This window comes from Pseudoalteromonas sp. T1lg48, from assembly GCF_002964785.1.
In the GTDB taxonomy this organism is placed as follows: domain Bacteria; phylum Pseudomonadota; class Gammaproteobacteria; order Enterobacterales; family Alteromonadaceae; genus Pseudoalteromonas.
Window position 1 is genome coordinate 169,946 of sequence record NZ_PQCC01000022.1, and the last position, 25,316, is coordinate 195,261.

The following is a 25,316-nucleotide window of genomic DNA, read 5'->3' on the forward strand; positions in this document are numbered from 1 at the left end:
TAAGGCGCGACAATTTAAATACAGGCTGTTTTAACACTAAAATGGAAACAGAATGAAACAGCCCCTTCTTGTCGGCGCTCTTTTTATCGCCGCGCTTTCGACTGATGCGCAGGCATATAGCCAGCAAACCCATAAGCGCATTGTGCTTGATGCCATTGCCTATATGCAGCAAAACCAAAGCAGCACCGCCTATGCAAAATTGCAACAATACGCACAACAGCACAATATGTCGGTGGCTGCCTTGGCCGAACTGCTGGGCCAGGCGGCATACGATGTGGATGATTTCGAAGACACCTTCTTTTGCGGTGCCATGTCGGGTTCGTGTGTCCAGGCTCCAGTCTGGGGAGCCGCCGAAAGCATTGTAAAATATACCAGCTACTGGCACTTTCAAAATCACACCCAAGGTGCGGATGTGCACGGTAATGACTTTGGTGGCTATAACTATGAAAAGCTCACCGTCTGGGGTGATATAGACAACATGGCGGCCACCTGGTTACAAGGCGACTACCTGGATGACGGTCAGGGTGGCGCCAGCGGCTGGTTTGGCGACAGCAGTCAATACAACACCTATGGGGTCACCGAAGCCCACTATCGCATCGACAGCTACTCCACCTACAGCATGTATGATGACTTTGAGGAAATGCCCTTCCAGCCCATTGATAACCTGGGTCAGTACTGGTACCAAAGCTACCTGCAAAGCGGCAACCCTCAAGTATTAGGGTTTGTATTTCACACCACGGATTTACTGCAACCGCATCACACCTGGACCACCTCGGCATTGAATCACTCAAGTTGGGAAAGCTGGGTTAATGACTACTATGATCAAGAGCAACTCAATGACTTTACTTTGGTTTCCAACGCCATGGCCTCATTTTCTGCCCTCGACCCGCAAAGTCAGGATATCCGTCCACTGCTAACCCAGGGTGGGGCATTTAGTTACGCCCAGGGCGGCATAGTGTTGAACTCAGAAGACCATTATGATCGCGTGGCCATAGGTCGTCTGGTGATCCCTCATGCTATCGCCATGGTGGTGCACCTGCTAAATCATGCGATGGAGCAGCATTAATGGGTCTTCGTACCATTATTTTGATAGGCCTTTTAGGCCTATCTTCTTGGGCTTATGCGCAACTGCCCACGCCTGAAGAAATTTCTTTTATGCGTACTCTTTACCAGCAACAAAGCACGGAATTAGCTGTGCAAAGCTCAGAGCGCCTTGTGGAGAATGCATTTTTGTTAGCGCAAGCGCAGCAAACGTTTCCTCATTTGCTCTTGCGCCAGGCCGAGGTGGGGTTTGATAACCAATACCATGTCCGCCGTTATCTGCTTAACGCCTGGCAAGTTCATACCTGGCTTGACCCAAGCACCCTGCCGGAACTGCCCAGCTCCCCTTCTTGGAATGCCGACTGGCTACGCCAAACCCTTGGCAACTACCCTAGCAATGGCCAGCTAAACAATGACAGACTTGAGCAACTGAACGCCATTGAGCTATTACCTGAAAACGAACAATTAAAAGCGCTTAGTCTTGGTGACTTTTATCAAAGTATGTCGATGCAAATTAGATTTCGTCTGCATCGTGGAGATATAGAGGTACTTATGGGTGAACTGTCGCGTTGGCATAGTTATCGAGAGGCAAGCAAGCAACTTGCGGCTAAGTTGAGACAGCACAAGCTAAGCCTGTCACGACTGGAACAAATTGCCTTGGCGGATATTTTACGACCGACCATACAAGGCCAGCTTGGCGTCCAACAGACCTTGCATGGACAAAGCTCCGAGCTCGAACGCCTCAAGGGCGAGGTCAACGATACACAAATCGCCCGCTACTATGAGCGCCATCAGCAAAGCTTTCGCTACATTGAGCGCATGAGCGCGCAAGGCGTGCGTTTTAATGATGCACAAGCGGCACACGCATTCTACGAGCAAGCCAAGAAAGTCGGGTTTACCGCGGCATTGGCCAATCAAGAAGATATCTTTGCCCAACATCAGGGTGAGCTTAGCCGTGATGACAAGGCTAAGGGATTTGCCTATCAATTGGCTTTTACATTACCGGCAAACACAATTTCTCGACCGGTACGCACACCCAATGGCCAGTGGCTGGTTATTCACAGTCGGGATAAGGAATATGGCATTTATCCAGCAAACTCACAGACCGTTCGCTATCAGGCGATAAATGCCATCGCCAAAGAGCAGGCAAAGACACGGTATAAGCTCCAATTCCAAGCCTGGCGTAAGAGCATGGGGTTAAAGTAATGAATAGAACGTTAGTTACCACCTTAATAATTACGGCAGTTATGGCGCTCTATTGGCTGTATCCAGAGAGCCCTATGTCGGCTCCACAGGTTGAAGCTGCAATCGGCTCGCCATCTGATACATCCAAAGGCATACGACAAAACCCCAGCAAGGCAAGAGCACTTATGGAAAAGAAGCCGACAAGGCTGGACAGCAAAGTAGAAGAGGTTAGTGCTCAACACTCGGCGCCCGAGTACCTGCCGCCAATCGTAAAAAATAATACGCAGACACTGCGCTATCAGGGAGATCTTGACGATCATCAAGCCTACCTGCAGCATCAGGGCCAGCAGGAACAGGAGCTTAAACGTGCCTACGTTAGCGCCGCGAAGGACAAGGTGGCGGAATTAAAAAAACTTCTGGCCAGGGGCGAGCGTGAAGGCATCAATCAAGAGCAGCTTGAATTTGCACGAAATAAGATCAATGCCCTGAAGCAGATGCAGCGGCAACTCGAAGCGGAGCTGGCCAGCAACGATTAAGCTTATTAATCACCTCAACAATAAACTGGGATCAATGGCACGAAAATAACTTGCGGCATTTACTAACGATGCCGCCGTAAGCTTTTCGCAGCTATACACTTCTACACGTTTGTTTCTTTCATCACGTAGCTTTTTTGCTAATAGGTCAAAATCGCCATCGCCGGAGAGTAAAATGGTTGTGTCGGTTTGGCTACCATATTCAATGGCATCCAGGGTAATACCCACATCCCAGTCGCCTTTCGCCGAACCATCGGCACGTTGAATAAAAGGCTTAAGCTTCACCTCAAACCCTATGGCACGGAGGATATTTTGAAATTCCCGCTGCTTGTTGTCGCCCCTGTCGATAGCGTAGGCAATGGCCTTTTCAATGCGATATTGGCCGCTAACTTCACGCCAAAAGGCGTTGTAATCGAAGTTGCGCGCAAAGGTTTCGCGACAGGTATAGTAAATATTTTGCACATCGACAAAAATTGCGGCGCTGGGCAGTTCGGTGCTCATACTTTGAGTCCTTGTTATTTTAACCGTTTTGCCCAATTCCCCCGGTGGTGAATCTGGCACTGTTGTTCACTGTCGTATGCTAACTGTTTCGCCTTATTAATCGGGCTCAGCCCTATCGTTTTAAGGGCTCTAACTAGCTCGTCTTCAAGCGTTATGCGGGTCTCACTTGCTAAAAATGTCTCTAGCTCATCGTCCGTTGCAAAAACAAGGGTGAGTGTGAGGCTCTTTTGTGGGCTTTTCCAGTCTATTTTATGAGTTAACCAGCAAAAGCCGGTAATAGCTTTACAACGCCCATCACACATCTCGGTGAGCAGGTCGCGTAATTGTTTGTCACGCTTTTTATCTGTTTTAGTCACATTAGACCCTAACTGGAAATAATAAAAACGCCGCCCAAAAGGGCGGCGTACCAAAGGGAGAATGGCAAGTAATTATTTACTTTCTAGTAACTTACCTGTGCCGATTTCAATTTTTCGCGGTTTCAACGCCTCTGGAATTTCGCGCTGTAAGTCGATAACCAGCAGGCCATTTTCCAAACTTGCGCCCAACACCTTCACATGGTCGCCAAGTTGGAACTTGCGCTCGAAGTTACGCTCGGCAATACCCTGGTGGATAAACTTGCGCTCTTCTTTGGATTCTTTATCGGCCTTTGTCCCGGTTACCTTGAGCGTGTTATTCTCCGACTCAATGGTCAGCTCGCTGTCGCTGAAACCGGCTACGGCCATGGTAATTCTGTACTGATCTTTACCCAGTGCCTCAATGTTATAAGGCGGGTAACTTGGTTGTTTATCGGTGCGTGCCGCCGCATCCATAAGTGATGCCAGGTGATCGAAACCGATAAATGAACGATATAGTGGAGAAAGGTCTACTGTACGCATAATAATATCCTCAATTTAAGCAATATTTGGCGGTTGTTTTTCTGCTGAACAAACAACCTTTATGTATAAATATCAATAAGTTCTATTTGGTTGGGACCCTTTATGGCGTCCTCATAATCAGATGTATGGACCGCGCTTCTAATTTCAAGGTAATAATTTCACATTTTTTATAATAAATTCGGTCTAATATAAGTATCATTATGAAATTTAAGGACTTTAATGAAGAAGTTTTTTTCCCAACTTATCCTGATAGCAGTGGTTTTTTTTGCGGTCAGTGCTTATCAGGAGCGCCACCTTTTATCCGCCGATCACAGCCCGGCGCCTTATTTTTCACTGCCGCAACTTCACGACGATGCGCGCTTTAGTATTAGGGAGCTCCAGGGACAAAAAACCGTGGTTTATTTTTTCGCACCCTGGTGCTCGGTGTGTAAGTTGTCGATGCCGAATTTACAAAAAGCCATGGACAGGGGCGACGTTCATGCCATCGCTATTGCCCTGGATTATCAGTCCAAGGCGCAGGTGCGTGAATTTGTCGATGATTTACAGCTGACAATGCCTATACTTTTAGGTAGCGAATACACCGCACAGCAATATAAAATATCCGCCTTTCCAACCTATTCCGTGATTGATGAGTCTTTATCTATCAGTGCACGGGCAATGGGTTACTCCACCGAGTTGGGTATTAAATTAAGAGGTAAATCAGATGATTAAAATGCTTTGCGCCGCTATGGGTCTGGCCCTAAGTGGCTCCCTGTTCGCCGCAGAGTTACCGGCGCTCCCGGAGCCGGTCAGCAATAACGCGGTCGCCAAGGTGAGCACCGAGCAAGGCAATTACTTCCTCAGTTTTATGGGCCTAGGAGCGGGAAAAACGCACCTTGATGTTCATAACAAGGTATGGGCGTTAAAGCTAGGCAGCCATGCCTGGCAAGCCAAGGCACCCGTTCCGGCGTCGGCTCAGCTATCAGGCCGTCTTGCCGCTACCGCCGTGGGCGTAGGTAAGTATGCCTATGTGTTTGGTGGCTATACCGTGGCCGCCGATCACACCGAGGTCTCGGTGCCGGACGCCTACCGCTATGACGTCGAAAAAGATCAGTATCACCAGTTGGCCAGCATGCCGGTGCCGGTGGATGACAGTGTCGCCTTAAATTACAACGACCAATACATCTATCTGATCAGCGGCTGGCACAACGACGGCAACGTCAACCTGGTACAGGTTTATGATATCGCTGAAGACAGCTGGTCACAGGCCTCCCCCTTTCTTGGTGATGCGGTGTTTGGCCATGCCGGCGCCATTGAAGATAACCTGATGATTGTTTGTGACGGCGTTAAAACCGTCGCCTTTGCCGACAAACGACGTGGTTTTTCCGCCAAGGCACAGTGCCTTAAAGGGATTATCGACCCACAAGACCCCCGCAAGGTTTCCTGGCACAGCATTGCCCACCCCACGGGTAAGGCGCACTATCGCATGGCGGCGGGCACCATCAATGGCAACCTGGTGTTTATCGGCGGTTCGCCGAATCCCTACAACTACAACGGGATAGGGTATAATGGCAAACCTAGCTCGCCCTCAAGCCAGGTCTGGCGCTTTGACGTTCCCAGTAATCGCTGGCAACGGATGGAACATGCTGAAAAAGCGACCATGGATCACAGGGGCCTGCTCGCCCATGAAGGCACCGCGTATCGTATCGGCGGAATTGGCGAGAAACAAAAGGTGTTAGACCAAGTCACACCGTATCGATTTAAATTTTAGGAGTAATATCATGGCCAAAGCTTGTGCCTACCACATTCTGGTGAAGAGCAAAGAAGAGTGCTTAGCAATTAAAGCCAAGCTCGATAAAGGCGGCGACTTCAATAAGCTTGCCAAGCAATACTCAACTTGTCCATCGAAAAAGCGCGGCGGCGATCTCGGAGAATTTGAACGCGGCACCATGGTCAAAGCCTTTGACGATGTGGTTTTTAAAAAACCGTTGTTCGAAGTGCATGGTCCGGTAAAAACCAAGTTTGGCTACCACCTGATTAAAACCGTTTATCGCAGTTAATCGTTTTTAGCGAACGGGTAAATCGGTTTTTGGCATTTTACCCGGGCCCTTAAGCTCGCTACACTGCTCCCTGTACCCTAAAAAAAGCACTGGAGAGATTATGTTAACTGTTATTTTTGGTCGTGATGGTTGTCCTTTTTGCGTACGTGCTAAAGACGTAGCAACTCAACTCGCCGAGCAGCGTGAAGATTTTAAATTCCGCTATGTGGATATCATCAAAGAGGGGATCAGCAAAGCAGATTTGGAGAAATCGGCTGGCAAACCCTGTGAAACGGTGCCACAAATCTTTATCGACCAAAAACACGTTGGCGGCTTTACCGAGTTTGAAGCCTATGCCAAAGCAAATCTGGGGCTATACCAGGAGTAAGTTTCTAGAAAACGCCGCTCACCTGAGTGGCGTTTTTGTTTGCTCACGAAATGAGCTAAAAATTCAAAAAACACGCGTAGCGCAAAACAAACCAATAAAAGCCTTATTTTCATCATTTTTATCCTGCTCTCAAGGCTTCTACAGCGCGCTTAAAAAACCCTTTATTGGCTGGCAGAAAACCCTTTATTTATGCCGTTTACACCGGATCCGGAAAATACCACTGATTAAATTTCATACAAAACCAAACACATAGGAAATAGTTTCAATTTATACAAGCAATTACTGCTTCATTCCTGTACAATGCGCGCTCTTTGAATTCCCGAGGCGTTTTAATGTCAGAACAAGTCACCTTTGAGTCGTTACACCTTTCTCCTGCTATCTTAAAAGCAGTGGAACAGTTGGGTTATGAGACTCCTTCCGAGATCCAAACTCAATGTATTCCCCTTTTACTCGACAAAAAGGATGTCTTGGGAATGGCGCAAACAGGTACAGGTAAAACTGCTGCCTTTGCATTGCCTTTATTGAACAACATTGATGCCGATGCTAAGTATCCACAGATCCTTGTACTTACCCCTACTCGTGAGCTTGCTATCCAGGTAGCGGAAGCGTTCGAGCAATATGCAAAATTTACTAAGGGCGTAGAAGTCCTGGCGCTTTACGGTGGCCAGAGCTACGGTATCCAGCTAAGTGCCTTGCGTCGAGGCGCACAAATCATTGTCGCGACTCCTGGTCGTTTGTTGGATCACATCAGCCGCAAGTCTATCGACCTATCTCGCCTTAGCGCACTAGTGCTAGACGAAGCAGATGAAATGTTGCGCATGGGCTTTATCGACGACGTAGAAAGCATCATGGCGCAAACGCCAGAAGACAAGCAAACCTGTTTGTTCTCTGCGACCATGCCAAAGCAAATTCAGTCAATTTGTAAAACCTATTTGCAAGACGCCGAGCAAGTGCGCATTACGCCACGTAACAGCACGGTATCAACCATTGAGCAGGTTTACTGGCAAGCCCGCGTACACAAGAACAAAGCCATCGTGCGCTTCTTGGAAGCGGAAACGTTTGACGCCGCTATCGTGTTCGTACGTACTCGTAACGACACGGTACAGCTGGCTGAATTGCTAGAGCGCGAAGGTTTCTCTGCGGCACCGCTTAACGGTGACATGAATCAGCAAGCCCGTGAGCGCACCGTAGACCGTCTGAAGAATGGCTTACTCGATATCGTTATCGCTACCGACGTAGCGGCTCGTGGTCTTGATGTTGAACGTATCAGCCTGGTTGTGAACTACGACATTCCACAAGACAGCGAAGCCTATGTACACCGTATCGGCCGTACCGGTCGTGCTGGTCGTCAGGGTAAGGCCATCTTGTTCGTTAAAGGTAACGAGCGTTACCTGCTTAAGAACATTATACGCCACACCAAGAGCGACATCGCTGAAGTACAACTACCAAGTGCTAAAGTGGTTGAGCAAAAGCGTATCGATGCTCTTGAAACCAAGATTGCCGCGGCCCTTGAGCACAAAGACAGCGAGTTCTTTGCCCAGGTAGCCACTTCTATCGGTAACAAGCTGCAACTTAGCCAAGGCGACCTTGCCGCTGCCCTGCTTTGCCTAGCGCAACAGCAGACGCCACTGAAAGTGGAAGAGATCAACACGAAGGAACGTCCTGAGCGCGGTGAGCGTAACGACCGTAATGAGCGCCGTAACGAACGCGGTGACCGCCGTCGCGATGACAACCGCCGTGATGGCGATAAGCCACGCCGTGAGCGTCGTGACTCAAACACGCCTATGGATACCTACCGTATCGAAGTCGGTCGCGAGCACGGTGTTCAGGTGAAGAACATTGTTGGTGCCATTGCTAACGAGGCGGATATCTCGAGCAAGTTCATTGGCGACATTCGCTTATTTGATGCCCACAGTACCGTTGAGCTGCCACAGGGCATGCCGGCTGAAAAAGTGGCTCACTTCCAGAAGGTGTACATCTGTAAGCGCCCAATGAAGCTGACACTAAGCCCATCTGAAGCAAATGCGCCGCGTGAACAACGCGATTCACGTCCACCACGTGAGCGTTCAGAACGCAGTGAAGGCAAAAAGCGCAGCTTCCGTGATCCGAATGCGAAAAGCCGAGCACCACGCAAAGAGCGTCGCGCCGTAAGCTTCCAATAATAAAAAAAACCGCCTAAGGGCGGTTTTTTTATGTCTCGTAATTACGTATCCAGCCGACACTGAATACATATCGCGTGCCTTCTTCCACTCTTGTGACAGCATGAGCGCTAATATCCGGCCTAAAGAGCTTAATACGCCTACTTGCGTAAATAGGTTGCTCACATTCGAACTCTCCGCCTCTATTAGCCGCTTTTAACACAATATTAAGGCGGTAGTGGCGACCAGATTCAACGGTGTCTGTATGGCGTTTGATAAAGCTTCCTTGTTTAAAGCGCAGCAGATAGCAATCAAACTTAATAGGCCACAATGCCCCAGCCAAAAACATCTTATCGTATCCAGACAATTGGCGGCCTACTTGCCACCTTAACCATTGCATAATGCGCCCCCTTCAGCATGTTATGAATAACGGTATCTTCTACCTGTGAGCCGGTTTTGGCAAATCTGCAGGCACAAAAAAACCGCGCGTGAGCGCGGTTTTTTAAACGAGGGTAAGACCTTATAGGTCGCCTTCGTTGTCAGATAGGAACTTAGCAACACCTTCAGGGCTTGCGTCCATACCTTTTTTACCTTCAGTCCAACCAGCAGGACATACTTCGCCGTGCTCGCTGTGGAACGCTAGTGCGTCAACCATACGTAGCATTTCGTCGATGTTACGGCCTAGAGGTAGGTCGTTAACTACCTGGTGACGTACTGTGCCTTCTTCGTCAATTAGGAATGAACCACGGAAAGCAACGCCCGCTTCTGGGTGCTCAACGTCGTATGCTTGACAGATTTCGTGTTTAACATCAGCTACTAGAGCGTATTTAACTTGGCCGATACCACCGTCTGCAACGGCAGTGTTACGCCATGCGTTGTGTGAGAATTGTGAATCGATAGAAACACCGATTACTTCAACGCCACGCTTTTGGAACTCTTCATAACGCTTGTCGAATGCGATTAGCTCAGAAGGACAAACGAAAGTGAAATCGAGTGGGTAGAAAAAGATAACCGCTTTCTTGCCTTTGATTGTCTCGTGTAGGTTGTAGCTATCTACGATTTCGCCATTACCTAGCACTGCTGCAGCTGTAAAGTCTGGTGCCTTGCGGCCTACTAATACACCCATTTTATTCTCCAAAATAGTTTGAGTTTATCGTACTGTGCGGCTTAGACGGCAAGGCCATCTAGCCTGTATTAATTCCTGCACATAGATATAGTGGCGGGCCTATGAAAAACAACCCCGACAACTAAAATACATACATATATTCTTGGACGCTATGTTACTGAGCTAATGCGCAAAAGAACAATCGCATTTAACGATAGCAGTTATCGAAAAAAGTGATTGTTTAATTTTTAACTGCCCAGGCACAAAAAAGCCTGCTTTCGCAGGCTCTTTAATTAATCCATAATGCCTTCGGGCATATCGCCGCGAATTTCCTGCCAGATTTGACCGCTTTGATGACCGTAGCGACGCATCAGGGTGATGGCACCGTCGTGATCCTGCTTCTCGGCCAGCTCAGCCAAATCGGAATAGAATTGACGTGCCAGCTCTCGAGTACGAGGGTCAGAGAAATAGTGACAACCGATCTTAGAGTAGAAGCCTTTAAAGCCGTTGAGGATCAACACATAAATTTTGTTGTTTCCGGCGCTGGCAAGGTGGTGGTGCACTAAATAGTCATAGTCGGCATAGGCTTGGGCCGTGTCTTCAACGCTTTCGCGGTCGGCAACAATTTCCTTTACGCGCTCTGGATCAATTTTAATCGCCGCACGCATATAGATGGCACTGATGTTGGTGCGCGCGGAAAGCAGCTGATCGGTCAGCTCCGGCATTTTATCTTCGTCAAGACGTGCTAACGTCTCCAGAATGTTCAGGCCCGAGGTTTCCCAAAAGTTATTTACCCGTGTTGGCTTACCATGTTGAATAGTTAACCAACCATCACGAGCCAGGCGTTGTAATACTTCACGCAGTGTCGTGCGAGTCACGCCAATGAGTTCCGATAGCTCGCGCTCGGCAGGGAGAATAGAGCCTGGTGGAAACTCACCATTCCAGATGGACTCAACTATGTATTCCTCAGCAAATCCAGCTGGGCTTTTCGCTTTAAAAATTCTCATCTAACGTCCACTTCACTACGGTTTAATATAATTTTAATTATTCCACTGATTGTACCAGATGATTAGCAACTAACAAGAAAACTTCACTGTAAAGCGCACCGAGTAAAACTGGCAATTGCACAAGACAATAATAAAGTATCAGCTTTTCCCGGCGTTTGGCTGGTGCTTGCATAGACCCAGGTGCAGGTACAGAAAACTCGTTTATCTATTCGGCGCTAATATATTTAGTCAAAAACAAAATAGATAACTCATATTGCACCTACCCGTTAACCCTTCTTTAGTGGTGTTTTCTGCTGACGCAGCCAACGAGCTCCCATCAACATGAACACGATTAGATAACCCAAACTACCACCTGAGCTGCTTAAGTCGTCTGAGTCGGCATTTTCCACTTTAATATAAAACTGAACTTGGGCCGTTAGCCCTAAAGGATCAGTTGCCGTAACAGTAACCAGATAATCACCTGCTTTGGTTGGCACACCTGAAATGTAACTGCCGTCAAGCACTAAGCCAGCTGGCAAACCTTCTGTAGTAAAGATAAGATTATCGCCGTCGGGATCACTAACGATATCCCATAACGCTCCCTCATATTCAGTGCCAACAGTCATTCGTTGGTCATATACTTTTTGAAACACAGGCGCCTCGTTTAAATTAAGCAACTGAGTTTTTAGTGGAAATGTGGCTCGCCATGACCCTTGTTCAGTCACTAATTTAAAGGGAAAACTACCGTCATGGGCTAGGGAGTAAGCTTTTTCAATTGTAAAGCGAATATAGTTATCTTTCGGCACCGCATTTTTATTATCTTCGCTACTATAGCCTATCGCCAGCATCCAAGTTTCTTGAAACTCAGGTTCAGAAGTAAACAGCTCATAAATAGGAAGTGTTAACTCCTCGTAGGAATAAATGGTGTCAGGCTCGTTGAAATCCACTGCCACGTTAACAAGAAATGGCGCCTTGATTACTTCAATACCGTTTTTCACATAGGGGTTGTCAAACACCAGTAGGTCAGAACCCAAGTACGCTCTTAAGGAACCCTCTGAGACTTGGGGATACAGGTGATTCATAAACTCAACTTGATAGTAGCTGTCCGTGTTGATGTCATAACCAAATGATCCACTGGTGCTGTAACCCGAACCAAAAGCAAGTTTGGTTGTTTTATTATAAAAATAAGGACGTCTGGCCTGCACGTTCAACTTCTCCACACTACCGTCAGGCAATAATTCCATGTCATCTACAAACAAGCGGTCTGTAACAGGGTTATAAAATACCGTTTCAACACAGCAGCCGTCTTCAAATTTTCCAGCCCACTTATCTTCTACAAGTAACTCGTCGTTATTGTGAGATATGCTGATAAATTTATGCCTGTGAGTTCCCCAATAAACGATTCCGTCCTTGTAAGCACTGATGCGCGGAAAGGTAAGCTTTTCAACATAGATCTGAGCACAGTTATTGAGCGTTGTTAGCTCCTCAATGTCACAGTAGTAAACCTCCTCATTCACCTCAAAATAAACGTGTGCTTTGTCAGGAGAGATCACTGGACGACTGTCAGCTCCATGAATTGGTTGCCCAAAAAAATGCCCGTATTGAAATACTGGATACTCAGACAATAGCTGCTCATCTTTATAAATCTGAGCATAAACAAAGGTATCATTTGGGTTTAAGACAAGGGCAAATACTTTGTTTGATAGCGGCTCTGCCATAATCAACTGTGCCCAACTACCTTGACTTTGCCCCTCAAGTACAGTTTTCGATTGAATCTCCCCTGTTTCATTCAGTGTATATCGAGACAACCCCAAGGATATTTCAGAGCTTATTTGTTGAAAGTCGTTTCCCCATGCTGGTGAGCCTTGGTTGTCTCGTCTATTCACTAGCAGATCATTATTCGATAGGTGAAGAGTACTAAAATAGTCAAACTGATACGTTTCTCCTACCGGTTCAATTTTTAGGGGGCCCAACCAGAGGACATTGTTAATTTGTACAGGGCGGTCTTCAAACCCTTCCTTGTTACCGTATGACCTTTGCCCAGTTATAACTTGATAGCTCTTCAACCAATGTGGGTAGGTGAAGTTACTATTTATCCTTGCCAATGGATCAGTAGGATCAAATAACCATGGGCTAAATGCATTCGGCTTAACTCTTACCCAGTCAGTATGAGAACCAACACCAAGGAATTTGCTCCCATCCCAATTGTTGGCTATTAATTGTGGACTCGAGTCTTCGCTTAGTGGCCAGTTAAAGCGCACCACATTACTGGTATATGATTTTAATACAATAAGTCCATCGTTTTGATCTAAAACCAAAACATCGGGGATCATAAATTCAGCCAATTTAGGAACACTAAATGGAGCAGAATAATTAGAGCCATCCCAAGGATAAACATTGCCTATAAAGTCCAACAAGGTTCCATCAGGGTGAATATGGGTGCTGTAATGGTTAGGTAGTTCGAAATCTTCGTGGGTGTAACGTTGTACTTCCACCGCCTGCTGACCAACGATTTGATACTGCACCATAGCTGTATCTCCGAGTATCAGCACCAAATCTTGGTCTGGCAACAGCTTTATAGAGTAATTACCAATTCCACTTGGCACATCTAACACATGCTGAAACTCACCTGTAGATACACCTTGGTCATCAAATGGTAGGAAATACACATCAAATACGGTGGCAGCTAGTGCTCCCCTGCCATCACTGTATAAAGCCACTTGATTGTCAGCTTCGTAGCGACCCAAATATGTATGGTCCAGCATTTGCCAACCATTCTCATCTGCTTGTAACGTATAAAAATGCCCCTCATTAAAACTATACGCTACCCCCTCTTTACTGGGGTGATTCACCATGTTCGTGAACACATTCGCAAAAACCACTGTTGATGCAGTTGAAAGAGTTAGCAACCATATTAACAACCCGATTCTTATCATCTTATATCCTTATTTTTGTTATTTTTACTTTCAGCTACCCTGTCACAGATACGGTAATAATCTAATTAAGTATTAACATTTAGCTTCTTTTTAAAACCCTGCTCTAGGATGATTTCGACCGAGCCTTTAGCAAAGCATTAAGTTGCTCATACAAAACCCAGGAGAGCACAGAAGAAGAGGTAAGCAGAAAATATAGGATAAGTATTCGTCTGAGTTGCATCGATTAACATCCTTTTTCGCTGCTTATAAATTGTGCCAATTAAAGTACCACTCTAACAAGCCATTTAATAAAAATGAAATTTCCGCTTCGCTTTGTTCTTAAAGCTGCCCTGAGAGGGTTTATGTTAACAAGCTTTGCGGCAGAATTGGATTGGTTTAATGTCAACTTTATAGACTTTAATAGGTGGTCCAAAAATATTGTTAATGTTTCAGATTTGCCTGTAGTAGACATTTATACTAATTGATTGTGTCGTAAAAAAAGCCAATTCACTGTAAAGCGCACCGAGTAAAACTGGCAATTGCACAAGACAATAATAAAGTATCAGCTTTTCGCGGCTTTTGGCTGGTGCTTGCATAGACCCAGGTGCAGGGGCATAATCCTCGCATAGACAATTAGTTGAGTAAGCTATGAGCTGGTTAAGTAAGATTTCGCGCCAACGTGCGCCTTGGTTACTATTAGCGTTAATCGCAACCCTGTTTGAGGCAACGGCGCTGTATTTCCAATACGCCATGGATTTAGCTCCGTGCATCATGTGTATCTACCAACGTACCGCCGTGTTAGGCGTGTTATTGGCTGGCCTTATTGGCGCCATCAACCCTGCCAATCTTTGGCTGCGCCTGAGCGGCTTGGCCACCTGGCTGGTTGCCAGCATTTGGGGTCTGTTATTGGCCCGTGAGCACATTATGATGCAAACCACCACGGATCCCTTTGCCTTCGTCTGTGAATTCGAACCTAACTTCCCCGTGCCCTTGCATGAGTGGATGCCGGGCTTTTTCGCCGCCACCGGTGATTGCGGCAACATCGACTGGCAATTTCTAGGTCTGTCTATGCCGGGTTGGATGCAGGTGATTTTTGCGGCCCTTGCAGCGGCCGCAGTTATCGTAACCTGTGCTAGCTTGTTCTTTAAGCCTGGCAAGTCATGATTTATTTTTTAGCCAGTCACATTCCTAAGTTGCAATCATTCAGCCACCGCCAGCGCTTGCAACTGGTGGCTGAGGCGTTGGAATTATTGAATGCCCAAGAACGTATCACCCTCAATATCATCAAGCTGTTGCTGATCACGCCGCTGTTTTTATTGTTGGTGCGCTTTGAGGGGTGGAGCATGCTGCCCTGGTTATTGCTTGCCGGTCTTGCCTACCCCATTTTGGTGCTGCCGGTGCGCCACTACTTTGCCTGTCGTCATCTGGACCAGGCGATTACAGAGCATAATAAAGGCAGCTAACGCTGCCTTTAGATTATTTCCAATTACAACGACACCTTATCCTTGAGCTCGGCCATTAGCCGCTCACCTATCCCTGGCACATCATCCAGTTGCTCAATACTCTTAAAGCCGCCGTTTTTATCGCGATAGTCGATAATTGCCTTGGCTTTGGCCGGACCTATACCGGGCAAGGCCTGCAATTGCTCGGCCGAGGCCTGGTTCAAGCTGACCTTGGCATGGCTTGAGGCTTCGCTTTTACTGGGTTCGGCTGGTGCCGCAACAACCGGGTCAGTGGTGGCAAGTAAGAGTATTGTGGCAAGGGCGCCTGCAAAGGCACTTGCAGAGGTGTTCAGTAGTTTCATACTTCTCTCCTTAAAGTTATGAATCATCCTTAGGTACTACCGTTATTAAATAAAGAAGACGAGACAAAACTTGTCAACCCAAAGACTCAATCGAGCAGGCTCCGGCTCACCAATTCAGTCCCATCTTCCGACACAAGCTGTGGAAAAATAATAAAAACACCTTGACCTTAGCTCCTTGCCACCCTAATCTAACTGTATAAAAAAACAGTATAGTTAGGAGATCCCATGGCTGTTGTCGTTAAGTACGTAGTTGAAAGAGATGGAGTCGAGCGCATGACCTTTACCAGTAAAAAAGAAGCCGATGCTTATGACAAAATGCTCGATATTGCCGAAAACCTAGAAGGCCTATTGGCAAACGCCGATGTCCCCTTAAGCGAACAACAGGTCGAGGGCCTGGCGCTGCAAATAGCTAAACAAAAAGAAGATTTCATGCAGGTGCTAAAGGGTGTCAAACCGAGCGATAAAAAAGCCGAAAAAAAGCCCAAAGCACAGGACAGCAATGACAAGGTGACCGAGCTGAAGGCCAAAGAAGCCTAACCAACAGCCAGAATTAAAAAAGCCAGCTATTGCTGGCTTTTTTGTTGATAACCTTTAGTTTGGTTATTTAGTAACCTCGGCCACGGCATCGGCAAAGTAATCGATGTTTGCATGGCTGATACCGGCTACATTCACACGGCTCGAACCAACGATGTAAATCGAGTACTCTTTTTGCAAGCGCTCGATCTGCTCTTTATTAATGCCTAAGAAAGAGAACATACCGTGCTGACGCTCGATAAATGAGAAGTCCATGCCGTGACATTTGGCATTTAGCTTCTCTTTTAATAGTGAACGGAACTCGTTAATGCGTGAGCGCATTTCATCCAGCTCATCGTGCCACATGGTGGTCAGCTCTGAGCTAGCTAAAATAGTGCTGACGATATCCGCACCGTGTGCCGGCGGCATAGAGTAAATGCTACGCACCACGCTCAGCAATACCGAGTTAGATACATCGGCGCCGCTGGCATCTTTAGAGATGATAGAGCATGCACCGATACGGTCACGGTATAAGCCGAAGTTCTTCGAACATGAAGAACAGATGATCAACTCTTCAACCTGAGAAGCAAGCAAACGCAGGCCGGCAGCATCTTCGTCCAGGCTAGTACCAAAACCCTGGTACGCGATATCGATAAGCACGGTAAAACCTTGTGCTTTGGCGATGTCGGTTACGGTTTGCCATTGCTCGGCATTTAAGTCCATACCACTTGGGTTATGACAACAAGCGTGGAGCAAGACCACATCGCCAGCCGGGATCTGGCTTAGAGCGTTTACCATTTCATCGAACAATAGACCCTTATTTTCATAGTCGTAGTAAGGGTATTCTTTCACCGTAAGACCAGCCGCTTCGAACAGACTGATATGGTTAGCCCAAGTCGGTGTGGTCACCCACACGGTAGCATCATCGTTACAACGCTTAATAAACTCGGCGGCTACGCGCAATGAGCCGGTACCACCTGGAGTTTGCGCCGTACGAACACGGTCTGCCAGCAAGGCTGGGTGGGCATCGCCTAACAGCAGTTGTTCCATTTTCTGACAATAATCCAAGTTACCGGCCAATCCGATATAAGACTTGGTGGCTTCATTTGCTAAGCGAAACTCTTCAGCTTTTTTTACGGCTCTTAACACAGGGGTGTTGCCCTGCTCGTCTTTGTATACGCCGACACCTAAATCGATTTTATTGGCATTGGTGTCAGCCTTGAACGCAGCCATCAACCCAAGAATGGGATCCGTCGGTAATGGTTTTAACTGTGAGAACATGGGACTCTCTTTTTAATTATCTCAGGGGTTAGCAGTACCCGGCCACATTAAGCTGGCAGATGCGCGACAATTTCTTTGCTTGCGGCAACTAACAGAGCTAAGCGTTCGGGGGTAAAAAAGTCTGTGCTGAATGCTTCCGCATCGACGATACCCACTACTTTACCTTCCTGCGAATAAAGCGGCAAGCAGCTTTCCGCCTTCACTTTTGGGTCACATGTATAGTATTCGCCACCGCTGGCAACATAGTCTTCCACATTGTTGATAATTCTGGCCTTTCCTGAGCTTGCGACCTGTACATTGTTACTGGTGGCGGCAAACTCAGCGGTTATAGGGAATAAGGGCCGGCTAGGCGCACCATAATAGGCCAGTTTTAGCAGTTGCCACTGGCCGTCAATATCACGAGCTTGATAGATACCAAACCAGTCGACACCACTTTGCTCCACGACAAAATCAACGATCGCCTGCAAGGTAGCAAGCCGCTCCTCGGCACCGGTATCAAGGTGCTCACGCAAGCTAAAGGGCTCTTCCTGTAAATGGCCAAACAGGCTACATGCGCCGCCCTCGCCCAATTCTGGAATTAAATATTGCCACTGCACCTGAGCATTGGCTGTCGCCACATATTCTTTTAGTAAAGCCTGATACTGCTCGATAAGCGCCACATCCGCCTCGATGTGCGCCAGTTGGTTATATGAATTCATTTAGCCATCCAAACATCTAAACTTTTAAACGGATGCTAACACAGAGGCAAAAGCACAGGCAATCATTAAATAAGGCGGGCGACCAACCCTCTAGAGCGTATAGGTGATGAGCACCTGGTTACCCTTGTCGTTATAGCTCACCGTCGTCGCGAGTTCATGTAACAAGGCAATTCCACAGCCATAACCTTGATACTGCTTTGGCGGTCGATGGCAGCGGTGATTAAAGCCGGGGCCGGAGTCGGTCACCGTCAGTTGCAATTGACGCTGCGTTGGCCGGTACGCTATGTCCAAGCGAATATGCCCACTTTCAAGCTGGGCCAATGCCCGCTCACGCCGCGCATAATATTCGATAAAGCCGGCGTCGCTGCGTTTAAGCCCCGAGTCCAAGGCCAGTAATCCATGTTCCAGGGCATTGTTATAGGCCTCTGATAACAAAATAAAAAGCGCCGATTTATGGGCCCGAAATCCCGGTATACTGGCCACCTGATCGATAAGCTCGGGCACGGGATCCAAGCTTTTTAATTGTTGCGCATCCAAAGCAAGGCAAAGGCTCAGCGGTAACTGGCTAAGGCGCTCAATGGTGGGCTCTATTGGCCGCTGTGGCTGTGGATCAATCAACACCAGACTGTAATCATCGGTTTGCTTATGACCACCGCTAAAGGCCTGCACCGCAGCTAAAATATCGGCACTGTTGCGCTTGGCGCTGGCGGCCATGGCATTGAGCAAGCCTTGCTCACCAAATTGCTGGTCCTGTTCGTTAACCGCCTCAATAATGCCATCGGTATAAAGCAGCAAACGGGCATTATCCTCCAAGGTGATATGCACCAAATTCCGTTCAAATTCGTCATCTTCGAGTATGCCAAGGGCCATATGCCGAGACTGTAAACGCTGTAATACCCGCCCCTGCTGATCAAGCAAAAAAGCATCGGGCAAGCCGCCCATCCAGAGGGTGGCACTTTGCGCACTGGCGTTAAGCTCACACAGTGTCGCGGCACAAAACATATGTGCCGGCAATAAGTGTTCAAGGGCTTGGTTAATCTCTCGGGCAATGTCGGCCACGGCAAAATTTTTCTCCACCATGGTGTAAAAAATGCGTGCCACCGGCAGAGCGCCGACCGCTGCCACTAGGCCATGACCGGTAAAATCGCCGAGCAAAAAATACTGGATCCCATTGGGGCTTAAGGCACTGAGAAAGACATCGCCGTTAAACATCGCTGCCGCCGACAAATGCCAGTCGACGCCCGTCGGCACCTTCATCTTGCGCTGCAGGGCATTGGCAAAGATATGCTCCACCAGCTCGTATTCACGCTCCGTTTGACGCTGGTAGTAACTAAGCGCTCGCGTCTGCTCCATAGACTGTGCCATCAGCTGACGAATACGCAGGTGTGCGCGCAGTTTGGCTCTAAGAATGTGAGCATCAAAAGGCTTAGGCATAAAGTCATCGCCGCCAACATCCAAACAGCGAGCCAGAGCCTGCTGCTCCTCTAAGGCGGTAATAAAAATGATGGGTAGATAGGCCCCACCGGCCTGGCGCTTTATTTGCGGCGCCGCTTGGTAGCCATCCAGGGTGGGCATCATAATATCGAGCAGCACCACATCCACCGCCATACTGGTCACCAAGGCCACTGCGTCGGCGCCGTTTTCTGCCTCCAGCACACAATAATGCTCGCGCTCCAACAGGGAGCGTAGCAATTGCCGGTTGAGAGGCTGATCATCCACTACCAGCACCACGGGAGGAGGCTGGGTTACGCCAGATGGGCCACCAAGGCGGCCAGCCTCAGTCAATGGCAAACTTCTTATCAAAGCGGGATATCTGGAAGATTTTCTTTAGTTGCGCATTGGCATTGCAAATGGCAAAACGCTCAATCTGTCCCTTCAACGCCTTTTGCATGTTCAACAACATGCCAAGGGCCGAGCTGTCCATGTAACTGGTGGCACGTAAATCTACCTCCACGGTGCGCGCGTCGGGATCAATGCTGGTATAGGCGTTACGGAAGTCCTGTACTAAGTTAAAATCAAATTTATCCTTAATCACTATTACCAACGTATTCTTTTCCTTGTCGTAATGCTGATTCAAACTCATGTTAGCTCCTAAGCCACTGATAATTTGCTTGTTTAAAATATAGGACCTAGCACTAATTTGGCAATAAGCAGCACGCAATTATGATAAACTAGCGACCTGTTTAGGTCGGAGGTAGTGATGAGCGACAATAACCTAGTGTATTCAACTGAAACGGGACGCATCAAAGCGCCTGTTGAGAAAGAACAAGCTGACGTTAAGTTGTTTAAAGATGGGGCGCTGCGCATCGAGCGGCAAACCAAGGGCCGCAAAGGCAAAGGGGTGATGTTGGTTGTTGGTATTGACCCACAAGAACATGATCTGAAGAAACTGGCCAAGCTGTTAAAGTCAAAAATGGGGCAAGGTGGCGCCGTAAAAGAAGGCGTTATCGAGATCCAGGGAGATGACCGCGACAAGCTTAAAGGCCTGCTTGAGGGTCAAGGCTTTAAGGTCAAAATTGCCGGTGGCTAAACGTTACTGCGGGCTATAAAGCGCCCGCCAGTGCCCCCGTAAGGTCTGTGGATCATAATCTATATGAGCCACGCCACAGGTCGGGAAGATAGGCATCTTATCCGGGCACAACTCAGCCACCATGTAGCTGACGATGGGCATGTGGGCGACCACCAGCCAGCAGTCGATGTCGTTATGCACCGCTATCAGGGCGCTTAGGTAATCAACGGCGCGTTTGGCATCGGCGGAGGGGATCACTTCCTCGCTGTCTTCGGTATAAATAAAGTTGCGACAATGGCTCTTCACCTGCATTGCAGTCTGCTGCGCCCGCACATACGGGCTGACAACTAACCCTTGCGGATCAAAGCGCTGGGCTAGCCATTGACCAACATGATCGGCCTGCGCCAAGCCCTTGTCGGTTAACTCACGCAAATTATCTTCTGCTTGCAATGGCTGCGCATCGCCATGACGCATGATTAAAACTGTTTTCATTTCTGTTAAATCAACTAATTAGAGAAAAAGTTTTGCCGCAAAAGCTAGCCATTAAGGCGCGATATTCGCTATAGTTTAGCTTTACCACCCGATATTCAGGTAGGCACTTCGCCGTAACCGCTGGCCCTGAACATCTTGTAACTTTTTTTAGTTTCAGGAGCAATCATTGAATATCAGCCGCAATGATAACAGACTCTATCAAGCGCTAACACTGCCCAATGGTCTTAGGGTGTTGTTAGTTGCCGACAGCGATAGTCAAAAAGCGGCCGCCGCGCTCACGGTAAACGCCGGGCACTTTGATGATCCCTGGCATCGTCAGGGCCTTGCTCATTTTGTCGAACACCTGCTTTTTCTCGGCACCGAAAAATACCCCGAAGCCGGTGAGTTTCATGACTTTATCAGCCGCCATGGCGGCAGCAGCAATGCCTGGACCGGCACCGAACACAGCTGCTATTACTTTGATATCACTAAACAATATTTTCAACCGGCCCTGGAGCGTTTTAGTCAGCTGTTTATTGCGCCGCTGTTCAATGACGCGGAAATAGACAAAGAACGTAACGCCATCGACGCCGAATTTAAACTGAAAATTAAGGACGATGGCCGTCGCATCTACCAGGCGCATAAGGAAACGGTGAATCCCAAGCATCCCTTTGCCAAGTTCTCGGTGGGCAGCCTGGATACCCTGAGCGATGAACAGGGCCCGATAAAAAAGGAGCTGGAGGCGTTTTTTTCCGCACACTACCAGGCCCAATGGATGACCCTGGTGCTGTGTGGTCCCTACTCGCTGGCACAATTACAGCGCTGGGCCGAACATCTATTCACGGAGCTCAACAGCAGCACGTCCAGCAAACCCGAAATTGCCGAGCCTTTGTATCGGGCGCAAGACCTTGGGCTGGAGCTGCATATAGAGCCCCATAAGCATTTGCAAAAGCTGATCATCAGCTTTGCCATGCCGAGCATAGATGAATTTTATCAGCATAAAACGGTTAGCTTTCTTGCCCATTTACTCGGCTATGAGGGCGAGGGCTCACTGCATTCTCTGCTTAAAAGCCAGGGCTGGATCAATGCCTTATCCGCCGGCGGCGGCATTAACGGCAGCAACTTTAAAGACTTTAATATCAGCCTGGCGCTCACCGATGACGGCATTGAATATTATCAGGATATCGTCGAGATGGTGTTTGCCTATATCGCCCTTATCCGCGAAAACACCGGGCAACTGCACGCTCTGTATCGTGATAAGCAAACGCTGTTGCAAATCGCCTTCGATAACCAGGAAAAGGCGCGCTTACTGGATTGGGTCAGTGGCCTGAGCGTGAATATGCACCACTACCCCAGCGAACATTATCTGTATGGCGACTATCTGATGGCCGGTTATGAGCCACAGCAGTTTGCCCAGGTGCTCGACTGGCTGAGCCCCAAGAATATGCGTTTGGTGTTGATCCACCCGGGCGTTAGCGGCGATAAAACCACACAATGGTACAACACCCCCTATTACACCAGGGCCTTGGAACCCCAGTGGCTGGATGCCCTGGCGGCCATAGATACACCGCTGAGCACCATGTCTCTGCCCGAGGTGAACCCTTACTTGCAACGCCCCTGCATACTGCATGAACTGGAGTCGCCCGGTGCCACGCCAGAAAAGCTGGCCTCACACCCGGGCTTTAACTTTTGGTTTAAACAAGACGCCACCTATCGCGTCGCCAAGGGTCACTTTTATCTGGCCATCGACTCCCAGTTGGCAGTCAAAGATGTGCAGCATATGGCCCTCACTCGCTTGTTTGCCGATCTCTTTATCGACTGTGTGGCCGAGCAGTTTTATCCCGCCGAGCTGGCAGGCCTCAACTACCACCTGTCTTCACACCAGGGTGGTTTAACCCTGCACACAGCGGGTCTGTCTTCCAGCCAGCTGGAGCTGGCGCAGGGATTGTTAGACGCCCTCTTTAACGCGGATATTTGCGCCAAACGCTACGCCGAATACAAGAAGCAATTGGTACGCCACTGGCAATCGAGCAACCAAAACAAACCGGTGAGTGAGATTTTCAGCCGCATCGGCGCCGAGATCATGCCCTGGAATCCCACCCCGGAGGCGCTGGCGCAGGCACTTAAAAGCACCAGCTACTTGCAGTTTAAGCAGTTCCGCGAAGAGTTTTTTGCCGCCGTGCATATCGAGGCATTTTTACACGGTAACTGGCGCCCAGCCGACGCCTATGACTTTTTGCGACTGATCCAGTCCCATCTGGAACAAAGAGCCAATATCGAAGCCATCAGCCGTCCGCTTGAGGAAATAACCTCCATAGTACAGCAGCAGCTTAGCCTGCCCTGTAACGACCATGCCATGGTTATCTACTATCAGGCCACCAGCGGCGATATTGAAGAGAAGGTATTGATGATGATGGTCAATCACCTCCTCAATCAGCCCTACTTTAATGCCCTGCGCACCGAGCAGCAGCTTGGCTATTTGGTGGGTGCCGGTTATGCGCCTTTTAATTCCCGCGCAGGCCTGGCATTTTACGTGCAATCGCCCAATGTCTCGGGTAAGGAGCTATTGGCGCATCATAATCACTTTATTAGCCAGTACTGCCAACAAGTGACGCAAATGGATGAGCAAACCTGGCAGCACAGCAAACAAAGCCTGTATCGCCAGATTGCCGAGAAAGACAAAAACCTGCGCCTGCGCTCACAACGCTTTTGGCTAGCCATCAGCAATCCAGGTGTCGATTTTTCCCTGCAGGCAAATTTACTGAGTACGCTGGAAAACATCGAGTTTGAGCAGGTGCTGCAGTATTTAAACGAGTTGTTTGCACCGCAACGACCGCGAATGGAGTGGTTGAGTGATCCGCTCACTGAGCAAGGTCAAAACGAGCAAAGCCAGCCCTTATAAAATGTTGAGCTCTGCCTGGGCTCAGGTCCCGACGCGTTGGGCTGTCTGGATATAAAAGACTAATAATGCTTTGATTATAATTGTTTTATTCTTTTGTAAAGGATGCTAGTTTGAATTAACTAACACGTTTATATAAAGGGATTTATGGTGAGTCTTCTAAAACCGACCAGCGCTTTAATTTTGGCTTTTCTTGTAGCCACAATGGCCTCAACCACGACTTTAGCTCAAGAACAGCCAGATAACATCTACAGTCAACACACCGAAATCATACAGTCAAAAGTGCTTGGTGAAGAGCGCGGCATCCTGGTGCAATTACCTAAAAGCTACCACACCAACCCTGACAAGGTGTACCCGGTAATTTACCGCCTAGATGGTGCCAGTAATGTCCCCCTGCTTACGGCGGTTATAGAGCGCTTACAGCATGCCCAATCAGCTCCCGAGGTTATTATTGTCGCCATAGAAAATACCAACCGCCTCAGAGATCTTTATCCCACGGTAAACCAAGACCCAAGGGGGCCGGTCGGACTCGGTGGCGGTGGCGCCAAGTTTTTGGATTTTTTCGAACGTGAATTGATCCCTTTGGTCGATAATAAATACCGTACCCATGACTTTAGAGTCATTGCCGGCGCTTCCGCAGCCGGAGTCTTTGCCCTTTATGCGCTACAAACCAAGCCCGAACTTTTTCAGGCCCATATCGCCTATAGCCCTGCGGTGTGGTGGAACCATGGCGCGTCGGCAAAGAGTACCAAGGAGTTCATTGCCAAAGCAAAAACGCTTAATAGCTATGTGTATATGAACATAGGTGAAGAAGGTGGCGATATGCGCGCTGTGTATGATGACCTGCATCAGTTTATGAGGGCCAATAAACCCAAAAATCTGACCCTGGTCACCAACGCCTTCGATAACGTAGCGCACGCACTGACATCCAGCGCCGGCATATTCAATGCGTACCATCATTTATTTATGCCCAGGGCCATGCCGGTACAGGCATTCACCGGCGAGCTGGACTCTATTACCGACTACTACGCTCGCCTTTCACAGCAATACGGCGAACAGATAGCGCCGCCGGAACAGGTAATAAGAGAACTGGGTTACCACTTTGTCTTTGAAGAAGATGACTTTACAACGGCAATAAAACTATTCAAGTTTAATATCGAATTGCACCCTAAGTCCGCCGATGCATACAACGGACTGGCCTTCGCTTATGAGCGCAACGGACAATATAAGGACTCACTGCAACAGGTTAATATGGCCTTAGAGCTCTCCAAAGAAGGGGATGCGGGTTATGACTTCTTTATCCAACGCCGCGATAGATTGCTTCCCTTGGTGAAGGACACGCAGAGTTAACTGGCTTACAAGGCCTTGATAATAAGTAGATATACGAGTAGTTAAATTGAAATTTTTATTTACGCTTTTGGTATTTCTTAGCTTGATAGCATGTACAGAACCTATG

The 25,316-nt window shown here is 48.2% G+C and carries 27 protein-coding genes; 14 read left to right on the top strand and 13 right to left on the bottom strand.

What is annotated here, in order from left to right; genetic code table 11:
• The first annotated feature begins 52 nt into the window (after positions 1–52).
• The 3 genes from C2M29_RS14420 (at position 53) to C2M29_RS14430 (ending at position 2,762) form a co-directional block, all read left to right on the top strand.
• On the top strand, positions 53–1,066 hold the full coding sequence (locus C2M29_RS14420; RefSeq protein ID WP_105190452.1) for a phospholipase: 1,014 nt from the start codon (positions 53–55) through the stop codon (positions 1,064–1,066).
• Complete coding sequence (locus tag C2M29_RS14425) at positions 1,066–2,247, top strand: peptidyl-prolyl cis-trans isomerase (protein ID WP_105190453.1); 1,182 nt, start codon at positions 1,066–1,068, stop codon at positions 2,245–2,247. The genes C2M29_RS14420 and C2M29_RS14425 overlap by 1 nt, the downstream gene beginning before the upstream one ends.
• A 164-nt stretch (positions 2,248–2,411) precedes the next feature.
• Positions 2,412–2,762, top strand: coding sequence for a hypothetical protein (locus C2M29_RS14430; RefSeq protein ID WP_105190454.1), 351 nt, complete (start codon positions 2,412–2,414; stop codon positions 2,760–2,762).
• 9 nt (positions 2,763–2,771) lie between these two features.
• Here C2M29_RS14430 and C2M29_RS14435 read toward each other — a convergent pair whose 3' ends face one another.
• From C2M29_RS14435 to C2M29_RS14445, 3 genes are all read right to left on the bottom strand, one after another.
• Entirely contained in the window at positions 2,772–3,260 is a 489-nt protein-coding gene (locus C2M29_RS14435; protein WP_199774888.1) for a LabA-like NYN domain-containing protein, read from the bottom strand.
• A 14-nt stretch (positions 3,261–3,274) separates the two neighbouring features.
• Complete coding sequence (locus tag C2M29_RS14440) at positions 3,275–3,616, bottom strand: Fis family transcriptional regulator (protein ID WP_105190455.1); 342 nt, start codon at positions 3,614–3,616, stop codon at positions 3,275–3,277.
• Between the two features lie 72 nt (positions 3,617–3,688).
• Positions 3,689–4,135 carry an Hsp20 family protein gene (locus C2M29_RS14445; RefSeq protein WP_105190456.1) on the bottom strand — a complete coding sequence of 149 codons (447 nt, stop codon included), beginning with the start codon at positions 4,133–4,135 and terminating at the stop codon, positions 3,689–3,691.
• Positions 4,136–4,354: 219 nt separating this feature from the next.
• Between C2M29_RS14445 and C2M29_RS14450 the strand changes: the two genes are divergently transcribed.
• The 5 genes from C2M29_RS14450 (at position 4,355) to C2M29_RS14470 (ending at position 8,703) form a co-directional block, all read left to right on the top strand.
• Positions 4,355–4,846 carry a TlpA family protein disulfide reductase gene (locus C2M29_RS14450; RefSeq protein ID WP_105190457.1) on the top strand — a complete coding sequence of 164 codons (492 nt, stop codon included), beginning with the start codon at positions 4,355–4,357 and terminating at the stop codon, positions 4,844–4,846.
• A gap of 22 nt (positions 4,847–4,868) precedes the next feature.
• A complete protein-coding gene (locus C2M29_RS14455) occupies positions 4,869–5,885 on the top strand; it encodes a Kelch repeat-containing protein (RefSeq protein WP_442792571.1) in 1,017 nt (338 codons plus the stop codon).
• Positions 5,886–5,895: 10 nt separating this feature from the next.
• On the top strand, positions 5,896–6,174 hold the full coding sequence (locus C2M29_RS14460; protein WP_105190458.1) for a peptidylprolyl isomerase: 279 nt from the start codon (positions 5,896–5,898) through the stop codon (positions 6,172–6,174).
• Positions 6,175–6,274: 100 nt separating this feature from the next.
• A complete protein-coding gene (locus C2M29_RS14465; protein ID WP_105190459.1) occupies positions 6,275–6,541 on the top strand; it encodes a GrxA family glutaredoxin in 267 nt (88 codons plus the stop codon).
• Between the two features lie 332 nt (positions 6,542–6,873).
• Positions 6,874–8,703 (top strand): DEAD/DEAH box helicase, encoded by a 1,830-nt coding sequence (locus C2M29_RS14470; RefSeq protein WP_105190460.1) that lies wholly within the window; start codon positions 6,874–6,876, stop codon positions 8,701–8,703.
• 28 nt (positions 8,704–8,731) lie between these two features.
• Here the strand turns inward: C2M29_RS14470 and C2M29_RS14475 are convergent, their stop codons facing one another.
• The 4 genes from C2M29_RS14475 to C2M29_RS14490 all read right to left on the bottom strand — a co-directional run bounded on the left by C2M29_RS14475 (position 8,732) and on the right by C2M29_RS14490 (position 13,706).
• The gene (locus tag C2M29_RS14475) at positions 8,732–9,079 is read right to left on the bottom strand and encodes a 2OG-Fe(II) oxygenase (protein WP_105190461.1); all 348 of its coding nucleotides are present in this window, start codon (positions 9,077–9,079) and stop codon (positions 8,732–8,734) included.
• Between the two features lie 120 nt (positions 9,080–9,199).
• The gene (locus tag C2M29_RS14480) at positions 9,200–9,805 is read right to left on the bottom strand and encodes a peroxiredoxin (protein ID WP_105190462.1); all 606 of its coding nucleotides are present in this window, start codon (positions 9,803–9,805) and stop codon (positions 9,200–9,202) included.
• Positions 9,806–10,077: 272 nt separating this feature from the next.
• Entirely contained in the window at positions 10,078–10,791 is a 714-nt protein-coding gene (gene fadR / locus C2M29_RS14485) for a fatty acid metabolism transcriptional regulator FadR (protein ID WP_105190463.1), read from the bottom strand.
• A 266-nt stretch (positions 10,792–11,057) separates the two neighbouring features.
• Positions 11,058–13,706 (bottom strand): Ig domain-containing protein, encoded by a 2,649-nt coding sequence (locus tag C2M29_RS14490; RefSeq protein WP_105190464.1) that lies wholly within the window; start codon positions 13,704–13,706, stop codon positions 11,058–11,060.
• A 627-nt stretch (positions 13,707–14,333) separates the two neighbouring features.
• Between C2M29_RS14490 and dsbB the strand changes: the two genes are divergently transcribed.
• Positions 14,334–14,849: a disulfide bond formation protein DsbB gene (gene dsbB / locus C2M29_RS14495; RefSeq protein WP_105190465.1), complete on the top strand. Its 516-nt coding sequence runs from the start codon at positions 14,334–14,336 to the stop codon at positions 14,847–14,849.
• Positions 14,846–15,148: a DUF6170 family protein gene (locus tag C2M29_RS14500; RefSeq protein ID WP_105190466.1), complete on the top strand. Its 303-nt coding sequence runs from the start codon at positions 14,846–14,848 to the stop codon at positions 15,146–15,148. Before dsbB ends, C2M29_RS14500 begins: the two co-directional genes overlap by 4 nt.
• Positions 15,149–15,171: 23 nt before the next feature.
• Here the strand turns inward: C2M29_RS14500 and C2M29_RS14505 are convergent, their stop codons facing one another.
• Positions 15,172–15,489: a ComEA family DNA-binding protein gene (locus C2M29_RS14505; protein WP_105190467.1), complete on the bottom strand. Its 318-nt coding sequence runs from the start codon at positions 15,487–15,489 to the stop codon at positions 15,172–15,174.
• Between the two features lie 225 nt (positions 15,490–15,714).
• Between C2M29_RS14505 and C2M29_RS14510 the strand changes: the two genes are divergently transcribed.
• A complete protein-coding gene (locus C2M29_RS14510) occupies positions 15,715–16,026 on the top strand; it encodes a YebG family protein (RefSeq protein ID WP_105190468.1) in 312 nt (103 codons plus the stop codon).
• A 63-nt stretch (positions 16,027–16,089) separates the two neighbouring features.
• Here the strand turns inward: C2M29_RS14510 and C2M29_RS14515 are convergent, their stop codons facing one another.
• The 4 genes from C2M29_RS14515 to C2M29_RS14530 all read right to left on the bottom strand — a co-directional run bounded on the left by C2M29_RS14515 (position 16,090) and on the right by C2M29_RS14530 (position 20,064).
• The gene (locus C2M29_RS14515) at positions 16,090–17,283 is read right to left on the bottom strand and encodes an amino acid aminotransferase (RefSeq protein WP_105190469.1); all 1,194 of its coding nucleotides are present in this window, start codon (positions 17,281–17,283) and stop codon (positions 16,090–16,092) included.
• A 47-nt stretch (positions 17,284–17,330) separates the two neighbouring features.
• A complete protein-coding gene (locus C2M29_RS14520; RefSeq protein WP_105190470.1) occupies positions 17,331–17,981 on the bottom strand; it encodes a GAF domain-containing protein in 651 nt (216 codons plus the stop codon).
• A gap of 90 nt (positions 17,982–18,071) precedes the next feature.
• The gene (locus tag C2M29_RS14525) at positions 18,072–19,766 is read right to left on the bottom strand and encodes a fused response regulator/phosphatase (protein WP_233998440.1); all 1,695 of its coding nucleotides are present in this window, start codon (positions 19,764–19,766) and stop codon (positions 18,072–18,074) included.
• Entirely contained in the window at positions 19,759–20,064 is a 306-nt protein-coding gene (locus C2M29_RS14530; protein ID WP_105190471.1) for an STAS domain-containing protein, read from the bottom strand. The genes C2M29_RS14525 and C2M29_RS14530 overlap by 8 nt, the downstream gene beginning before the upstream one ends.
• Before the next feature lie 117 nt (positions 20,065–20,181).
• On the opposite strand from C2M29_RS14530, the gene C2M29_RS14535 reads away from it, so the two are divergent.
• Positions 20,182–20,511: a stress response translation initiation inhibitor YciH gene (locus C2M29_RS14535; protein WP_105190472.1), complete on the top strand. Its 330-nt coding sequence runs from the start codon at positions 20,182–20,184 to the stop codon at positions 20,509–20,511.
• A 3-nt stretch (positions 20,512–20,514) separates the two neighbouring features.
• Here C2M29_RS14535 and sixA read toward each other — a convergent pair whose 3' ends face one another.
• On the bottom strand, positions 20,515–20,982 hold the full coding sequence (gene sixA / locus C2M29_RS14540; protein ID WP_105190473.1) for a phosphohistidine phosphatase SixA: 468 nt from the start codon (positions 20,980–20,982) through the stop codon (positions 20,515–20,517).
• A 166-nt stretch (positions 20,983–21,148) separates the two neighbouring features.
• Between sixA and C2M29_RS14545 the strand changes: the two genes are divergently transcribed.
• Complete coding sequence (locus C2M29_RS14545) at positions 21,149–23,863, top strand: insulinase family protein (RefSeq protein WP_105190474.1); 2,715 nt, start codon at positions 21,149–21,151, stop codon at positions 23,861–23,863.
• A gap of 201 nt (positions 23,864–24,064) precedes the next feature.
• Positions 24,065–25,210 carry an alpha/beta hydrolase-fold protein gene (locus C2M29_RS14550; protein ID WP_233998441.1) on the top strand — a complete coding sequence of 382 codons (1,146 nt, stop codon included), beginning with the start codon at positions 24,065–24,067 and terminating at the stop codon, positions 25,208–25,210.
• Positions 25,211–25,316: the final 106 nt, after the last annotated feature.

Excerpts from the sequence above, each read along its gene's own strand:
- C2M29_RS14420 (WP_105190452.1), top strand. The coding sequence starts at position 53 with ATGAAACAGCCCCTTCTTGTCGGCGCTCTTTTTATCGCCGCGCTTTCG.
- C2M29_RS14425 (WP_105190453.1), top strand. The coding sequence starts at position 1,066 with ATGGGTCTTCGTACCATTATTTTGATAGGCCTTTTAGGCCTATCTTCT.
- C2M29_RS14430 (WP_105190454.1), top strand. The coding sequence starts at position 2,412 with ATGGAAAAGAAGCCGACAAGGCTGGACAGCAAAGTAGAAGAGGTTAGT.
- C2M29_RS14435 (WP_199774888.1), bottom strand. The coding sequence starts at position 3,260 with ATGAGCACCGAACTGCCCAGCGCCGCAATTTTTGTCGATGTGCAAAAT.
- C2M29_RS14445 (WP_105190456.1), bottom strand. The coding sequence starts at position 4,135 with ATGCGTACAGTAGACCTTTCTCCACTATATCGTTCATTTATCGGTTTC.
- C2M29_RS14450 (WP_105190457.1), top strand. The coding sequence starts at position 4,355 with ATGAAGAAGTTTTTTTCCCAACTTATCCTGATAGCAGTGGTTTTTTTT.
- C2M29_RS14460 (WP_105190458.1), top strand. The coding sequence starts at position 5,896 with ATGGCCAAAGCTTGTGCCTACCACATTCTGGTGAAGAGCAAAGAAGAG.
- C2M29_RS14465 (WP_105190459.1), top strand. The coding sequence starts at position 6,275 with ATGTTAACTGTTATTTTTGGTCGTGATGGTTGTCCTTTTTGCGTACGT.
- C2M29_RS14470 (WP_105190460.1), top strand. The coding sequence starts at position 6,874 with ATGTCAGAACAAGTCACCTTTGAGTCGTTACACCTTTCTCCTGCTATC.
- C2M29_RS14475 (WP_105190461.1), bottom strand. The coding sequence starts at position 9,079 with ATGCAATGGTTAAGGTGGCAAGTAGGCCGCCAATTGTCTGGATACGAT.
- C2M29_RS14480 (WP_105190462.1), bottom strand. The coding sequence starts at position 9,805 with ATGGGTGTATTAGTAGGCCGCAAGGCACCAGACTTTACAGCTGCAGCA.
- fadR (WP_105190463.1), bottom strand. The coding sequence starts at position 10,791 with ATGAGAATTTTTAAAGCGAAAAGCCCAGCTGGATTTGCTGAGGAATAC.
- C2M29_RS14490 (WP_105190464.1), bottom strand. The coding sequence starts at position 13,706 with ATGATAAGAATCGGGTTGTTAATATGGTTGCTAACTCTTTCAACTGCA.
- dsbB (WP_105190465.1), top strand. The coding sequence starts at position 14,334 with ATGAGCTGGTTAAGTAAGATTTCGCGCCAACGTGCGCCTTGGTTACTA.
- C2M29_RS14500 (WP_105190466.1), top strand. The coding sequence starts at position 14,846 with ATGATTTATTTTTTAGCCAGTCACATTCCTAAGTTGCAATCATTCAGC.
- C2M29_RS14505 (WP_105190467.1), bottom strand. The coding sequence starts at position 15,489 with ATGAAACTACTGAACACCTCTGCAAGTGCCTTTGCAGGCGCCCTTGCC.
- C2M29_RS14510 (WP_105190468.1), top strand. The coding sequence starts at position 15,715 with ATGGCTGTTGTCGTTAAGTACGTAGTTGAAAGAGATGGAGTCGAGCGC.
- C2M29_RS14515 (WP_105190469.1), bottom strand. The coding sequence starts at position 17,283 with ATGTTCTCACAGTTAAAACCATTACCGACGGATCCCATTCTTGGGTTG.
- C2M29_RS14520 (WP_105190470.1), bottom strand. The coding sequence starts at position 17,981 with ATGAATTCATATAACCAACTGGCGCACATCGAGGCGGATGTGGCGCTT.
- C2M29_RS14530 (WP_105190471.1), bottom strand. The coding sequence starts at position 20,064 with ATGAGTTTGAATCAGCATTACGACAAGGAAAAGAATACGTTGGTAATA.
- C2M29_RS14535 (WP_105190472.1), top strand. The coding sequence starts at position 20,182 with ATGAGCGACAATAACCTAGTGTATTCAACTGAAACGGGACGCATCAAA.
- sixA (WP_105190473.1), bottom strand. The coding sequence starts at position 20,982 with ATGAAAACAGTTTTAATCATGCGTCATGGCGATGCGCAGCCATTGCAA.
- C2M29_RS14550 (WP_233998441.1), top strand. The coding sequence starts at position 24,065 with ATGGCCTCAACCACGACTTTAGCTCAAGAACAGCCAGATAACATCTAC.